Genomic DNA, 16,194 nt, shown 5'->3' with positions numbered 1-16,194 from the left:
ATCGACTGCATGACGCAGCCTTTGCAAACTTTGTCACGCGACGTGACGGCCAATGCGGGACAGCCGGTCGGCCGCATCGACATTCTGTCGAACGACGAGCGCAAATATCTACTGGAGGAGTTGAACCGGACGGCGGCGCCTTATCCGTCGGGGCTGTGCATCCATGAGCTGTTCGAGGCGCAGGTGCAGAAGGCGCCGGAGGCGGTAGCGGTGGTTCATGAGAAGGAGAGATTGAGCTATCGCGAACTCAATGCGCGGGCCAACCGGTTGGCGCATCATCTGATCGAGCTCGGGGTCAAGCCGGACCAGCCGGTGGCGATCTGCCTGGAACGCAGCGTGGCGATGGTGATTGGTGTCTTGGCGATCCTCAAGGCGGGCGGCGCCTATCTGCCGCTGGATCCAGCTTATCCACCGGCGCGGCTGCGGCAGATTGTCGGCGATGCAGAACCGCGACTGCTGCTTTGCGATGCCGCCGGCCGAACCGCACTGGGCCGCGAGGGGCTCGCCGATGTCAGCGTGGTCGATCTGGATACTGGCACCCCGGCCTGGCGCGAATTGGCCCCTTCGGACCCCGACCCGCGCACGCTTGGTCTCACATCGCGCCATCTCGCCTATGTGATCTACACCTCAGGCTCGACCGGAACGCCCAAAGGCGTCGAAATGTCCCACGGCTCGCTTGTGAATTCGCTGGCGGGGATTGGCACGTCGAAACTGCGTACACTTCAGTTCGCGACCCTGAACTTCGATGTGTCCTGCCAGGAATTGTTCATTTGTTGGAAGGACGGCGGAGTACTTGTGCTCCTGCGGGAAGAAACCAGGAGACGCTTCTCCGACCTGCTGGAGTTTATCGAGCGGGAGGAGATCGAGCGGCTTTTCCTCCCATTCGTGGCATTGAATCATCTTGCAGAAGTCTGGAGCACGCGGCGCGTGCAACTGCCCTCTTTAAGAGAGCTTTATACAGCCGGCGAGCGATTGCAGGCCACTCCACTGCTTAGGGCGTTCTTCGAAGCGCACCCGAACGCGAGATTGATCAATCAATATGGGTCCACAGAAATCAGCGTCATTTCCGAGCACCACCTTGCAGCTGATCCGTCATGTTGGCCCGAGATGCCTCACATTGGGGCGTCCAATTGCTAACACGCGGGTGTACCTGCTGGACGGTCATGGCGCGCCCGTGCCGTTCGGCGCGGTGGGCGAGCTTTACATTGGCGGGGCGGGGGTCGCGCGGGGCTACCTGAACCGCCCTGAACTGACGGCCGAGCGGTTCATCGCCAGTCCCTTTGTCGAGGGCGATCGGCTGTACCGGACCGGCGACCTCGGGCGTTATCTGCCGGACGGCAATCTGGAGTTCCTGGGCCGCAACGACGACCAGGTGAAGATCCGCGGCTACCGCATCGAGCCGGGCGAGATCGTAGCAAAGCTTTGCGAGCACGCCTGGGTGCGCGAGGCGGTGGTGGTCACGCGCCAGAGCCGCGCCGGCGACAAGCATCTGATCGCCTATGTGGTCTGCGCGCCCGAGACCGGCACCCCCGAGGCCGGCTCGAACGAGGGCGATGCAGGCGGGCTTGCAGGTGCCTTGCGCGCGCACTTAAGTAGCCGGCTGCCGGACTACATGGTGCCGGCTGCGTTCGTGCCGATCGCCGCGCTGCCGCTAACGCCGAACGGCAAGCTCGATCGCAACGCGCTGCCGGCGCCGGCCGATGAAGCCTATGCGCTGGCGGCCTATGAGGCGCCGCAGGGCGCGGTCGAGACGGCGCTGGCGCGGATCTGGGCCGAGCTGCTCGGTGTCGAGCGCATCAGCCGCCACGACCACTTCTTCGAACTGGGCGGCCACTCGCTCTTGGCCGTGCAGATGTCGAGCCGGCTGTCACAGGCTGTCGGGATCGAACTGCCGCTGTCGACGCTGTTCGCCAGGCCAGTGCTGATTGATCTGGCGGCAAGCATCGTCGAGCTGCTGAGCCGCTCCGGTCCGCAACAGCTGCCGTCGATTGCGGTCGTGTCGCGGCATGAGCCGCTGGTGCTGTCGTTTGCGCAGCAGCGGCTATGGTTTTTGGCGCAGCTGAACGTAGGCAGCACGAACTATCACATTCCGCTGGCCCTGCGACTGCGCGGGGTGCTCGACCGCAGCGCCTGGCAGCGCAGCCTTGACCGTCTGTTTGCGCGTCATGAGGCGCTGCGCAGTGTCTTTGTCGCGACGCAAGGCAAGCCCCGCGTTGAGGTCCTGCCGCCGGATGCGGGATTGCCGGTACTTGAGCACGATCTTCGGCACAGAGCTGATGCGGAAGCGGCACTTTTGGATCTGTGCCATGAAGAGGCGCGTACGCCATTTGATCTTGCGCGCGGTCCACTGATCCGCGGGCATCTGGTGCGGATGTCGAATGATGAGCACGTCTTCCTGCTGACCCAGCATCACATCGTCTCGGACGGCTGGTCGATGGGCGTGCTGCTGCGTGAACTCAGTCAGCTTTACCGGGCATTCGAGGCCGGGCAGGACGATCCTTTGCCGGCGTTGGCGATCCAGTATCCGGATTACGCCGCCTGGCAACGCCAATGGCTGTCGGGGGAACGGCTGCAGAAGCAGGCGCAGTATTGGCGCGATGCCCTGGCAGGCACGCCCCGTCTTGTCTTGCCGACCGACCGTGTGCGGCCGGCCCAGCAGTCGTTTGCCGCGGCCACGGTCCCGATCGTCATCGATGCGGATCTGACGCGGGAGCTGAAGCGGCTGAGCCTGCAGCATGGCACGACGTTGTTCATGACGGTGCTGGCGGCCTGGGCGGCGGTGCTGTCGCGTCTGTCGGGACAGGACGACCTTGTGATCGGCGTGCCGAGCGCCAATCGGGGGCACCGGGAGATCGAAGAGCTGATCGGCTTCTTCGTCAACACCCTGGCGCTTCGGCTGGACCTGTCAGGCGAGCCGAGCGTGTCGGAGCTTCTGGAGCGGACGCGGCGCACGGTGCTGGCTGCGCAGGAGCATCAGGACCTGCCGTTCGAGCAGGTGGTGGAGATCGTGCAGCCGCCCCGGGCTCTTGATCACACGCCGTTGTTGCAGGTGATGCTGGCCTGGGACAACAATGCGGTTGGGTCATTGGAGCTGCCGGGACTGAGTATCGAAGTTGCCGGGGAGGAGGTTGACCAGGTCGAGTTCGACCTGGAGCTGAACCTTGGCGAGCACGGCGAGGAGATCGCCGGAACACTGGGTTATGTTACGGCGCTGTTCGATCGCGCGACCATCGAGCGGCAGCGTGGTTATCTGCTGGCGCTGCTGCGGGCGATGGCTGCCGATGCGCAGCAAGAGGTCGGCTGCATCGACATCCTGCCGGCCGAGGAGCGCAGCTATCTCTTGGAGGAGTTGAACCGAACGGCGGCGCCGTATCCGTCGGAGCGGTGCATCCATGAGCTGTTCGAGGCACAGGTGCAAAAGGCGCCGGAGGCGGTGGCACTGGTCTGCGAAGATGAGCGGCTGAGCTATGGTGAGCTCAACGCACGGGCAAACCGGCTGGCGCATCATCTGATCGCTCTCGGGATCAAGCCTGGGAATCGCATTGCTACCGTGCTGGACCGCTCCGCCGCTCTTGTGGTGGCGCAGCTGGCGATCCTGAAGGCGGGCGGAGTGTATGTCCCGATCGATCCCGCCCTTCCGATGGCGCGGCAAGAATTGTTGATGGCCGATTGTGCTGCACGCTTGGTGCTTTGCGGGGATGACCTGGTTGAGGCGACGATACCTGTTCTTTCTATTGAGTCGCTCATAGCTGGAACGGGATGTAGTTCCGGACCTGGGCTGGCGTTGAGCGCTGAAACTGCCGCTTACGTCATGTACACCTCCGGCTCAACTGGCCTTCCGAAAGGAGTCGTTGTTCCTCATCGTGCCGTCAACCGGCTCGTGATCAACAGTGGATATGTGAAGGTCGATGCAGGAGATCGGGTGGCATGGGCTGGCAATCCCGCCTTCGACGCAAGCACATTCGAAGTATGGGCACCGCTGCTTAACGGTGGTTGCATTGTTGCATTGGATCCCGCCACCGTCAGGGATACTTCCAGTTTTGCCCGGGCGCTAGAACAGTGCCGCGTGACAACACTGTTTCTGACAACAGCATTGTTCAACCAATATACGTCCTCGATTGCTCCGACGTTGGCGCAGCTGAAGTACCTCCTCTGCGGAGGTGAGCGCGGTGATCTCGCCTCATTTCTGAGATTGCTGAAAGAAAAAGGCCCCGTACGTCTCATTCACTGCTACGGGCCCACTGAGACGACGACGTTTGCGACGGCCTGGACTTGTCCGGCTGATTTTGATGGGTCGGTGGTCCCGATCGGGCGCCCAATCGCCAACACGCGGGTGTACCTGCTGGACGGTCATGGCGCGCCCGTGCCGTTCGGCGCGGTGGGCGAGCTTTACATTGGCGGGGCGGGGGTCGCGCGGGGCTACCTGAACCGCCCTGAACTGACGGCCGAGCGGTTCATCGCCAGTCCCTTTGTCGAGGGCGATCGGCTGTACCGGACCGGCGACCTCGGGCGTTATCTGCCGGACGGCAATCTGGAGTTCCTGGGCCGCAACGACGACCAGGTGAAGATCCGCGGCTACCGCATCGAGCCGGGCGAGATCGTAGCAAAGCTTTGCGAGCACGCCTGGGTGCGCGAGGCGGTGGTGGTCACGCGCCAGAGCCGCGCCGGCGACAAGCATCTGATCGCCTATGTGGTCTGCGCGCCCGAGACCGGCACCCCCGAGGCCGGCTCGAACGAGGGCGATGCAGGCGGGCTTGCAGGTGCCTTGCGCGCGCACTTAAGTAGCCGGCTGCCGGACTACATGGTGCCGGCTGCGTTCGTGCCGATCGCCGCGCTGCCGCTAACGCCGAACGGCAAGCTCGATCGCAACGCGCTGCCGGCGCCGGCCGATGAAGCCTATGCGCTGGCGGCCTATGAGGCGCCGCAGGGCGCGGTCGAGACGGCGCTGGCGCGGATCTGGGCCGAGCTGCTCGGTGTCGAGCGCATCAGCCGCCACGACCACTTCTTCGAACTGGGCGGCCACTCGCTCTTGGCCGTGCAGATGTCGAGCCGGCTGTCACAGGCTGTCGGGATCGAACTGCCGCTGTCGACGCTGTTCGCCAGGCCAGTGCTGATTGATCTGGCGGCAAGCATCGTCGAGCTGCTGAGCCGCTCCGGTCCGCAACAGCTGCCGTCGATTGCGGTCGTGTCGCGGCATGAGCCGCTGGTGCTGTCGTTTGCGCAGCAGCGGCTATGGTTTTTGGCGCAGCTGAACGTAGGCAGCACGAACTATCACATTCCGCTGGCCCTGCGACTGCGCGGGGTGCTCGACCGCAGCGCCTGGCAGCGCAGCCTCGACCGTCTGTTTGCGCGTCATGAGGCGCTGCGCAGTGTCTTTGTCGCGACGCAAGGCAAGCCCCGCGTTGAGGTCCTGCCGCCGGATGCGGGATTGCCGATAGTCGACCACGATCTGCGGGAGAGATCGGATGCGGAAGCGGCACTTTTGGATCTGTGCCATGAAGAGGCGCGTACGCCATTTGATCTTGCGCGCGGTCCGCTGATCCGCGGGCATCTGGTGCGGATGTCGAATGATGAGCACGTCTTCCTGCTGACCCAGCATCACATCGTCTCGGACGGCTGGTCGATGGGCGTGCTGCTGCGTGAACTCAGTCAGCTTTACCGGGCATTCGAGGCCGGGCAGGACGATCCTTTGCCGGCGTTGGCGATCCAGTATCCGGATTACGCCGCCTGGCAACGCCAATGGCTGTCGGGGGAACGGCTGCAGAAGCAGGCGCAGTATTGGGGCGATGCCCTGGCAGGCACGACCCGTCTTGTCTTGCCGACCGACCGTGTGCGGCCGGCCCAGCAGTCGTTTGCCGCGGCCACGGTCCCGATCGTCATCGATGCGGATCTGACGCGGGAGCTGAAGCGGCTGAGCCTGCAGCATGGCACGACGTTGTTCATGACGGTGCTGGCGGCCTGGGCGGCGGTGCTGTCGCGTCTGTCGGGACAGGACGACCTTGTGATCGGCGTGCCGAGCGCCAATCGGGGGCACCGGGAGATCGAAGAGCTGATCGGCTTCTTCGTCAACACCCTGGCGCTTCGGCTGGACCTGTCAGGCGAGCCGAGCGTGTCGGAGCTTCTGGAGCGGACGCGGCGCACGGTGCTGGCTGCGCAGGAGCATCAGGACCTGCCGTTCGAGCAGGTGGTGGAGATCGTGCAGCCGCCCCGGGCTCTTGATCACACGCCGTTGTTGCAGGTGATGCTGGCCTGGGACAACAATGCGGTTGGGTCATTGGAGCTGCCGGGGCTGAGTGTAGAGGCTGTCTCCGAGATCGATCAGATCAAGTTCGACCTGGAGCTGAGCCTTGGCGAGCACGGCGAGGAGATCGCCGGAACGCTGGGTTATGTCACGGCGCTGTTCGATCAGGCGACCATCGAGCGGCAGCGTGGTTATCTGCTGGCGCTGCTGCGGGCGATGGCTGCCGATGCGCAGCAAGAGGTCCGCCGGATTGAGCTGCTGTCGACTGCCGAGCGCAGCTATCTGCTGGAGGAGTTGAACCGGACGGCGGCGCCTTACCCGTCGGAACGGTGCATCCATGAGCTGTTCGAGGCGCAGGTGCAAAAGGCACCGGAGGCGGTGGCGCTGGTCTGTGATGATGAGCGGCTGAGCTATGGCGAGCTCAACGCACGGGCCAACCGGCTGGCGCATCATCTGATCGCCCTCGGGGTCAAGCCGGACCAGCCAGTGGCGATCTGCCTGGAACGTAGTCTGGCGATGGTGGTCGGACTTTTGGCGATCCTCAAGGCGGGCGGTGCCTATCTGCCGCTGGACCCGGCCTATCCCGGCGAGCGGCTGCGGCAGGTTGTCGACGATGCCGCGCCGCGGCTGCTGCTTTGCGATGCCGCTGGACGCGCAGCACTTGGCCCCGACGTGCTGAATGCTGTGACAGTGGTCGATCTGGCAACGGCCACGCCGGCCTGGGCCGAACGGCCGGATTCGGACCCCGACCCGCGCGCGCTTGGCCTCACATCCAGCCATCTCGCCTATGTGATCTACACCTCAGGCTCAACCGGAACGCCCAAAGGAGCGCAGAATGAGCATCGGGCTATTATCAATCGCCTGATCTGGATGCAAAAAGCCTACGCACTCAATGCGACTGACGTTGTCTTGCAGAAGACCCCATTTGGCTTCGATGTCTCGGCCTGGGAATTCTTCTGGACGTTGTTTGAAGGGGCGAGCCTGGTGCTGGCGCTTCCTGGTGCGCACAAAGACCCTGATGCGCTTGTCAACTTGATAGTCAGCCAACACATCACCACAGCTCACTTTGTACCATCGATGCTGATCAGCTTCATGGACGCGAAGGGGGTTGATCGCTGCACATCGCTGAAGCGTCTCATCTGTAGTGGTGAGGCGCTGTCTGCCTCTCTTGTGCAGAAGGTTCGTCGCGTATTGCCCTGGACGGGTCTGCACAATCTGTACGGTCCCACGGAAGCTGCTATCGACGTGACCGCCTGGACTTGTCCGGCTGATTTTGATGGATCGGTGGTCCCGATCGGGCGCCCAATCGCCAACACGCGGGTGTACCTGCTGGACGGTCATGGCGCGCCCGTGCCGTTCGGCGCGGTGGGCGAGCTTTACATCGGCGGGGCGGGGGTCGCGCGGGGCTATTTGAACCGCCCTGAACTGACGGCCGAGCGGTTCATCGCCAGTCCCTTTGGCGAGGGCGATCGGCTGTACCGGACCGGCGACCTCGGGCGTTATCTGCCGGACGGCAATATTGAGTTTTTGGGCCGCAACGACGACCAGGTGAAGATCCGCGGCTACCGCATCGAACCGGGCGAGATCGTAGCAAAGCTTTGCGAGCACGCCTGGGTGCGCGAGGCGGTGGTGGTGGCGCGCCAGAGTCGCGCCGGCGACAAGCATCTGATCGCCTATGTGGTCTGCGCGCCCGAGACCGGCACCCCCGAGGCCGGCTCGGACGAGGGCGATGGAGGCGGGCTTGCGGGCGCCTTGCGCGCGCACTTAAGTAGCCGGCTGCCGGACTACATGGTGCCGGCGGCGTTCGTGCCGATCGCCGCGCTGCCGCTGACGGTGAACGGCAAGCTCGATCGCAACGCGCTGCCGGCGCCGGCCGATGAAGCCTATGCGCTGGCGGCCTATGAGGCGCCGCAGGGCGCGGTCGAGATGGCGCTGGCGCGGATCTGGGCCGAGCTGCTCGGTGTCGAGCGCATCGGGCGCCACGACCACTTCTTCGAACTGGGCGGCCACTCGCTCTTGGCTGTGCAGGTCTTGGAGCGGCTGCGGCGGCTGTCGCTCGGGGTGGAGGTACGCACCTTGTTCGCCAGGCCGGTGCTGGCCGATCTTGCCGCCAGCCTCGGCAGCCATCACGAGGTGGCAGCCCCCGTCAACCTGATCACCGAGCAAAACACCGCCATTACGCCGCCGATGCTGCCGCTGATTGAGCTGACACAGGGTGAGATCGATCGGGTCGTCGCCACAGTGCCCGGCGGCGTCAGCAACATCCAGGACATCTATGGCCTGTCGCCGCTGCAAGACGGCATCCTGTTCCATCATCTGCTAGCCAGACGGGGCGATCCCTACCTGATGGTGTCGCAGGTGGCGTTTGCCGAGCGTGCCCTGTTGGAGCGTTATCTTGGTGCGGTTCAGCAGGTGGTGGATCGGCACGACATCCTGCGTACGGCGTTTGTTTGGGAGGGGCTGTCGAGCCCGGTCCAGGTCGTCTGGCGGCGCGCGCCGCTACACGTGAGCGAGGTCGAGCTGGATGGCTGCGAAAGCGCCGGTGCCGATGAGCTCCGGCGCCGGTTTGATCCGCGCCGGCAGCGCATCGAAATTGGCCAGGCACCCTTGTTGCGGTTTGTGATCGCGCGCGAGCCCGCCAGCAGGCGCTGGCTGCTGCTGCAGTTGCAGCACCATTTGATCGGCGATCACACGACGCTGGAGGTGATGCATACCGAGGTGCGCGCCGTGCTCGAGGGGCGTGCGCATGAGTTGTCAGAGCCGCAGCCGTTCCGCAATCTGGTCATGCAAACGCGGCTCGGCGTGAGTGCGCAAGCGCACGAAGAATTCTTCCGAAAGATGCTGGCCGACATCGACGAGCCGACCATGCCGTTTGGGCTAAGCGAGGTCTATGGCGACGGCAGCGGCGTCGGCGAGGCGCATCGGATGCTGCCGCCGGCGCTCAACGAGCGGCTGCGCGAACAGGCGCAACGGCTCGGGGTGAGCTTGGCCAGCCTGTGCCATCTGGCCTGGGGGCAGGTGGTGGCGCGCAGCAGCGGCCGAGAGCAGGTGGTGTTCGGCACGGTGCTGTTCGGCCGAATGCATGCGGGCGCGGGCGCCGACCGTACAATGGGCCTGTTCATCAACACGCTGCCTGTGCGGCTTGCCCTGGACGAGACCGGGGTTGCGGCGAGCGTGCGCAGTACCCACGCGCAGCTTTCCGAGCTGCTTGCGCATGAGCATGCTTCGCTGGCGCTGGCGCAACGCTGCAGCGGCGTTGCGGCGCCGGCGCCGCTGTTCAGCGCGCTGTTGAACTACCGTCACAACAGGCCGGCGGCCACGCCCGGCCTCGGAACGGATGATGTCCTGTCGGGCGTGGAATGGCTCGGCGGCGAGGAGCGCACCAACTATCCCGTAAACTTGTCGGTCGAGGATTATGGCGAAGCGCTCGGCCTGACGGCGCAGGTGGCGGAGCCTGTTTCTGCTCATCGGGTCTGCGGCTACATGCAGCGGGCGCTCGAGCAACTGGCCGAGGCGCTGGAGCATGCCCCCAACATGCCGGTGCGCGAGCTCGACATCCTGCCGGCCGAGGAGCGCAGCTATCTGCTGGAGGAATTGAACCGAACCGCGGCGCCTTATCCGTCGGAACGGTGCATCCATGAGCTGTTCGAGGCACAGGTGCACAAGGCGCCGGAGGCGGTGGCGCTGGTCTGCGAAGATGAGCGGCTGAGCTATGGTGAGCTCAACGCGAGGGCCAACCGGCTGGCGCATCATCTGATCGCCCTCGGGGTCAAGCCGGACCAGCCAGTGGCGATCTGCCTGGAACGTAGTCTGGCGATGGTGGTCGGGCTTTTGGCGATCCTCAAGGCGGGCGGTGCCTATCTGCCGCTGGACCCGGCCTATCCCGGCGAACGGCTGCGGCAGGTTGTCGAGGATGCCGCGCCGCGCCTGCTGCTATGCGATGCCGCCGGACGCGCAGCACTCGGCCGCGAGGTGCTGAACGCTCTGACGGTGGTCGATCTCGCGACGGCCACGCCGGCCTGGACCGAACGGCCGGATTCGGACCCCGACCCGCGCGCGCTTGGCCTCACATCCAGCCATCTTGCCTATGTGATCTACACCTCAGGATCCACGGGAACCCCAAAGGGCGTCATGGTCCAGCATCGGGGGCTGGTCAATCTGCTGTTTACTCAGCTCGGCCTTTTTCGCGCTTCTTCTAAGAGCCGAGTCGTGCAGTTCGCCTCCATTGGATTTGATGCAAGCGCTTGGGAGCTTGTTATGGCGTTTGGCTCTGGAGCCGCATTGCACTTGCCTGCGGACGAGATCCGTCAAGCGAGTAACAAGCTATCGGATTATCTCCGAAGCGAAGCTATCACCCATGCGACGTTACCCCCCGCGTTGCTACCGGCAAGTAAGAATCTGGGATGTTTGGCTTCGCAAGTTCTCATTCTTGCTGGCGAGCTGCCGAAGGCTGAACTCATCCGAAGTCTTGCCCCGGCATCAATTGTCAACGCGTATGGCCCGACCGAGACAACAGTTTGCGCGACGGTCTGGAATTGCCCGGCTGATTTTGATGGGACAGTGGTTCCGATCGGGCGTCCAATCGCCAACACGCGGGTGTACCTGCTGGACGGTCATGGCGCGCCCGTGCCGTTTGGTGCGGTCGGCGAGCTTTACATTGGCGGGGCGGGAGTGGCGCGCGGGTATTTGAACCGCCCTGAACTGACGGCCGAGCGGTTCATCGCCAGTCCCTTTGTCGAGGGCGATCGGCTGTACCGGACCGGAGACCTCGGGCGTTATTTGCCGGACGGCAATATTGAGTTTTTGGGCCGCAACGACGACCAGGTGAAAATCCGCGGCTACCGCATCGAACCGGGCGAGATCGTAGCAAAGCTTTGCGAGCACGCCTGGGTGCGCGAGGCGGTGGTGGTGACGCGCCAGAGCCGCGCCGGCGACAAGCATCTGATCGCCTATGTGGTCTGCGCGCCGCGGGCTGCGGACGAGGGTGATGCAGGCGGGCTTGCGGGCGCCTTGCGCGCTCACTTGAGTAGCCTGCTGCCGGACTACATGGTGCCGGCGGCGTTCGTGCCGATCGCCGCGCTGCCGCTGACGCCGAACGGCAAGCTCGATCGCAACGCGCTGCCGGCGCCGGCGGATGCAGCCTATGCGCTGGCGGCCTATGAGGCGCCGCAGGGCGCGGTCGAGACCGCGCTGGCGCGGATCTGGGCCGAGCTCCTCGGTGTCGAGCGCATCAGCCGCCACGACCACTTCTTCGAACTGGGCGGCCACTCGCTCCTGGCCGTGCAGATGCTCAGTCGAGCATTAGAACTTGGGCTGAGCTTTGGCGCTGCCGATCTCTTCCAAACCCCTGCTCTGAAGGAGTTTGCATCAAAGGTTCATGTGGAGCCACAGCCCAGTAGCCGAGGGGTAATTTCCGTTCGATCAACCGGATCGCAGCCACCGCTCTTCTTTGTCCCCTCAGGTTTTGGGGATTATTCCTATGTCTTCGGTTTGGTGGCGGAAATGGATGTAGATTGCCCGGTCTACGCTCTGCCATGGCCGCCCTTCAATGACGTTTGCTCACCCACTCTTGAGGCGATGGCTGCAGAGGTGATCCGTGCGATTAAAGAGATCCAGCCACGAGACCCATACCGCTTTGCTGGATACTCATCAGGTGCAATCCTGGCCTATGCAATTGCCGAGCAATTCCTCAGCATCGACGAAGTTGTATCATTCATGGCGTTCATCGATGTTGGTTCACCTGCAGATTCTTCAAACGCATCACATATCAATTTGGCTCGAGAATTTGTTTTGGAGCGTTGTGGAATCTCGCGGGATGAATATGGCGAGGTTTTCGAACGAAACCCTGAGCAATGTTCCATTTCTGAGTTGCTCGAAAAGGCGCAGCAAATAGGAGCGTTACCTCCAGACCACGATCTCCACAGCGATGTTTCGATGTATCAAAGGGCCGTGGCATTTCACCGGGCGCTACAATCGTACCGAGTTCCGCCGCTCCCGATCGAGATACATCAGTTTTATGCCAGCGAGCCTCTCATCAGCTCTGGGGTACCACCCGACGAACAACCGCATCACAAGGCAAACTCGCCAAAGAAGGGTTGGGACTTGGTTTTGGATGCCGCGGCCATTCATGCGGTGCCGATGCCAGGCAATCACACGACAATGGTGAGCAATCCAGAAAACCGGCAAGTTCTGGCTCGGGCCATTTCAAGGGCGCTAAGCGGGACTGTTAAATAGACAAGGACTTTCTCTCGAAAAGCTTGGGTTCGAAGGTCAGTCTCAAGCCCCAAAATACCCCACAGGTCGGCAAGCGGCTCGGTGGTCCAGACTTCGATCTCGCTGCAAAACCACCGAGACTCTAACTGCCCCCCGATCAAATTCAGGCGCAGATCAGAAGCGGTCCGTATGTGGGCGACCGCCGCCGCTCTGGTCGACCCTCAAATGTTCGAAAAGCTAGCGGGACCAAGTAATGGAGATTGTCACAATTGATCAACGGAACATCATGGTCGGTATCCGTCCGATAGAACGCTGCGACGGATCCACTCTGTACGCTTCCGAAGTTATGTCGATGGGACGCGCCGTTGCCAAAGTCCGTCGCGAAAGCGGTGCCGCAAGAGTAGCTGCCCGAACACTTCTTGGGCAATTGGGATTCCCACCAATGGCGATTCCGAAGACACGCTCTGGTGTTCCGCTCTGGCCAGCCGGCGTGGTCGGATCTTTGGCCCACCACGATACAGTCGCAGCCGCCGCTATTGCAGGAACGAAAAGGATTGCAGCTCTCGGCGTCGACATTGAGCCTAATGAACCTCTGCCGGAAAATCTGATCGAATTGATTGCCACTCCTAATGAACGGCGAATGTACGATCTACACACCCTCGAGCGGCGCGATCTCTTTGTTTTGAAAGAGGCGGTGTATAAGGCGTGCTTTCCAATGGATCGCCAGTTTCTGGAGTTCCAGGACGTGGAAATTGATATCTTTGCGCGATCAGGACACGTGTCCAAGGCAAATCGCACGTTTTCGCTCGAGTTACTTATTTCTAAAAATGTAATCGGGGTGGCTTATTCGCGGACGTATGAGGTCGAAGAGCCTCTCCAAGATCAGCAGTCACCCCACTAAAGCAATCGATACCCCAGCTAGTCACGTGAATCTAAAGTTCGCCACATAAAGTCTGTTGGGCTTTGTGACAGAAGCGTTTGACGGATGCCAAAATCTGGTCGGCGGACTTGGTCCATTTGAAATGGCTTCGGGTTTTTGTTGTGGAGTTCGATGAGTCGTCCGTGAAGAATGCGGATTGACCTGAGAAATAAGTAGAATTCGTCTTGATGTAGTATTCGATTTTGCAGGAAAGCGGGGTGTTGGACCTCGCTTTCTTGCGTTTTAGGTTTTGCTTTTGGACGATTCGTGATTCCCTGACGGCGTCGTCGACATTGGGGGATGCGATGAGCAAGCCGCGGGATGATCGCCAGAAAGACCTGTTGCTTCCGGCGCTTGATCAGATCATCGACATGGGTCATCCGCTGGTGCGGTTGGCAGCGCTGATCGACTGGAACATCCTGAATGAGCGCTTCAGTTCGGTGTGCCAAGCAGGGTCGGGACAGCCGGGCTTGCCGACGCGGCTAGTCGCCGGCCTGTTCATTTTGAAGCACATGCACAACCTATCAGATGAGGTGCTGTGCGCTCGCTGGATCGAGAACCCCTATTACCAATACTTCTGCGGCGAATTGAGCTTCTGCCACCGTCTGCCGTTCGATCGATCGTCGATGACACGCTGGCGGCAGCGGCTCGGCGAGGAACAGCTCGTCGCGTTGATCCAGGAAAGTCTTTCAGTGGCGCACAAGACCGGCGCTATCGGTCCCAAGGACTTGGAACGGGTGGTCGTCGATACCACAGTGCAGCCCAAGGCGGTTGCACATCCGACCGACGCGAGGCTGCTGCATCGAGCAATCATCAAGCTGGTCGGGCTCGCCAAGCGCAACCGTGTGCCGCTGCGCCAGAGCTATCTGCGCTTGGCCAAGCGCGCCGCCATCATGACCGGCCGCTATACCCACGCCCACCAGTTCAAACGCGCCCGGCGGCAGCTCAAGTTCCTGCGGACACGGCTTGGCCGGATCATCCGCGACATCCGCCGCAAGATTGATGGCGATACGGTGCTGGAAGCTCGCTTCGGCTCATTGCTCGGTTTAGCGCAGCAGGTGCGCAGCCAGGATCAGCATCAGCGCGGTCCGAAGGTCTATGCGTTACATGCTCCGGAGGTTGAGTGCATCGGCAAAGGTAAAGCCCGCGCGCCCTACGAGTTCGGCTGCAAGGTCAGCATCGCCACCCCCGTGACGTCTCCGAAGGGCGGCCAGTTCGTGCTCCATGCCAAGGCCCTGCATGGCAATCCCTTCGATGGGCACACGCTCGGTCCCGTAATCGCCGACATGGAGAAGCTTACCGGGGTGGAGGCTCGCCGTATCCACGTCGACAAAGGATATCGCGGTCACAACCACCCGCATCGGTTCAGGGTCTGGATCTCGGGTCAGGTTCGCCGGGTCACAGCTTCCATCCGTCGCGAGATGAAGCGTCGCGCGGCTGTCGAGCCTGTCATCGGCCACGTCAAGGCCGAGCACCGCATGGACAGAAATTATCTCAAGGGACGCCTCGGCGACCGCATCAACGCTGTTCTCGCCGCTGCCGGCTATAACTTCGGCCTGCTGCTGCGATGGCTCGCAGAGCTCTTGCGTGTCATCGTCCGAGCCTTCTTCGAGACCGTCCCGGCTCGAAACACCGCTTGAGCCGGGCGCTGCCGCCAGTTCTTCACGAACGACTCGATGAAGATGCGGATGCCGGCCTCGAGCTGCCTGGACGGAGGTATGAACGCCTCGCTGGATCTGCTTTCTGGTAAGTTCGGCAAACTCAACCTGGTTGATCCAGGACGCAGAAGTCGGCGTGAAGTGGACATGATAGTGCGGCCGGCGAGCGAGCCACGCTTTAATCTTAGGTGTCTTGTGGGTGGCGTAGTTGTCCATGACGATATGGACATCGAGCCCTTCAGGGATTTGAACACCGATCTCTTTGAGAAACTTCAAGAACTCGACCGCTCGGTGGAGCTTGTAGCATTTGCCAATGATAAACATCGCGTGCAGCAAACAACGTGGTCGTACCATGCCGCACGTAGCTGTGCGTACGACGTTCGGCGTCGCTGCACGCGCTCGATTCCGGCCAACCACTCAGAGACAAGTCCTCCGCATCAAGGGCGTGATGGCCCTACGGCATACAAAGCAGTCGCGGAACTTCGCTTTCGTATCTGGGCACAGTACCATTGCGCTTTCTTCCGCATGACCGATCCGGCGGCAGCTTGTCTTTGTTCTTTCTGGTTCGGCGAGGCGCGCCTGATTGTTTCCGGCTCAACGTCATGACAGCACTGCAGCCGCTGTCCTCGTGCATGTCAGGCCGACTTGTCCTCACGGCTGCCCTCAAGTTTATCCCGCAAGGCCGTGATCACGCGATGGACAATCCGTATATCCTTGACCGACAGCCCTTCTGAAAGATCGTTGATCCAGGGAGCCTGCAATTCCATTGCGGCTTCGAAGGCGCGCTGTCCATTCTCAGTGAGTACGACGAGCTGCGCCCGTCGGTGATGCGGGTTGACCTCAAAAGATACGAGGCCCTCCCTGTGCAGATCATTGATAATCCGCTGCACGTTTTGACGATTGCCGCCGAGGTCGCGAGCGAGCCAAGCGACCGGTTGGGGACGTTCGGCGGACACAATGGCGCCAAGCACCTGCCAGCGTGCGCTTGTTAGGCCAAGCGGGGCGACCAGACGGTCGCCGGCCGTCAGAAGTAGGCTGTCGAGCCTGAACAGATCGAGAACAAGGTCGGTCAGGGCGTCACCCTCGGGGGTTCGCTTGGCTCTTTTCATTTGTCACCATCGTTTTATATTGACATCATGACGTCAATTTGTTTATGTAGTCAT

3 protein-coding genes and 3 pseudogenes are annotated in these 16,194 nt (G+C 62.2%); 3 read left to right on the top strand and 3 right to left on the bottom strand.

Going from position 1 to position 16,194, the window contains the following annotated elements; translation table 11 throughout:
• Both ACVWZM_RS08685 and ACVWZM_RS08680 read left to right on the top strand, forming a co-directional pair.
• Positions 1–12,475, top strand: a pseudogene (locus ACVWZM_RS08685) (amino acid adenylation domain-containing protein); the annotation flags it as partial.
• A 232-nt stretch (positions 12,476–12,707) separates the two neighbouring features.
• On the top strand, positions 12,708–13,355 hold the full coding sequence (locus ACVWZM_RS08680) for a 4'-phosphopantetheinyl transferase family protein (RefSeq protein WP_253624399.1): 648 nt from the start codon (positions 12,708–12,710) through the stop codon (positions 13,353–13,355).
• Positions 13,356–13,386: 31 nt separating this feature from the next.
• Here ACVWZM_RS08680 and ACVWZM_RS08675 read toward each other — a convergent pair.
• Positions 13,387–13,507, bottom strand: a pseudogene (locus tag ACVWZM_RS08675) (IS630 family transposase); the annotation flags it as partial.
• A gap of 171 nt (positions 13,508–13,678) precedes the next feature.
• On the opposite strand from ACVWZM_RS08675, the gene ACVWZM_RS08670 reads away from it, so the two are divergent.
• Entirely contained in the window at positions 13,679–15,013 is a 1,335-nt protein-coding gene (locus ACVWZM_RS08670) for an IS5 family transposase (protein ID WP_456852600.1), read from the top strand.
• Here the strand turns inward: ACVWZM_RS08670 and ACVWZM_RS08665 are convergent.
• Both ACVWZM_RS08665 and ACVWZM_RS08660 read right to left on the bottom strand, forming a co-directional pair.
• Positions 14,917–15,413, bottom strand: a pseudogene (locus ACVWZM_RS08665) (transposase); the annotation flags it as partial. The gene ACVWZM_RS08670 and the pseudogene ACVWZM_RS08665 sit on opposite strands and share 97 nt — an antisense overlap.
• Positions 15,414–15,666: 253 nt before the next feature.
• The gene (locus ACVWZM_RS08660) at positions 15,667–16,140 is read right to left on the bottom strand and encodes a MarR family winged helix-turn-helix transcriptional regulator (RefSeq protein WP_253624398.1); all 474 of its coding nucleotides are present in this window, start codon (positions 16,138–16,140) and stop codon (positions 15,667–15,669) included.
• Positions 16,141–16,194: the final 54 nt, after the last annotated feature.

It is taken from the genome of Bradyrhizobium sp. USDA 4501 (assembly GCF_054062115.1).
This window is presented reverse-complemented; position numbering and strand designations above follow the sequence as displayed.

Coding starts and splice junctions, on each gene's coding strand:
- ACVWZM_RS08680 (WP_253624399.1), top strand. CDS start 12,708: ATGGAGATTGTCACAATTGATCAACGGAACATCATGGTCGGTATCCGT.
- ACVWZM_RS08670 (WP_456852600.1), top strand. CDS start 13,679: ATGAGCAAGCCGCGGGATGATCGCCAGAAAGACCTGTTGCTTCCGGCG.
- ACVWZM_RS08660 (WP_253624398.1), bottom strand. CDS start 16,140: ATGAAAAGAGCCAAGCGAACCCCCGAGGGTGACGCCCTGACCGACCTT.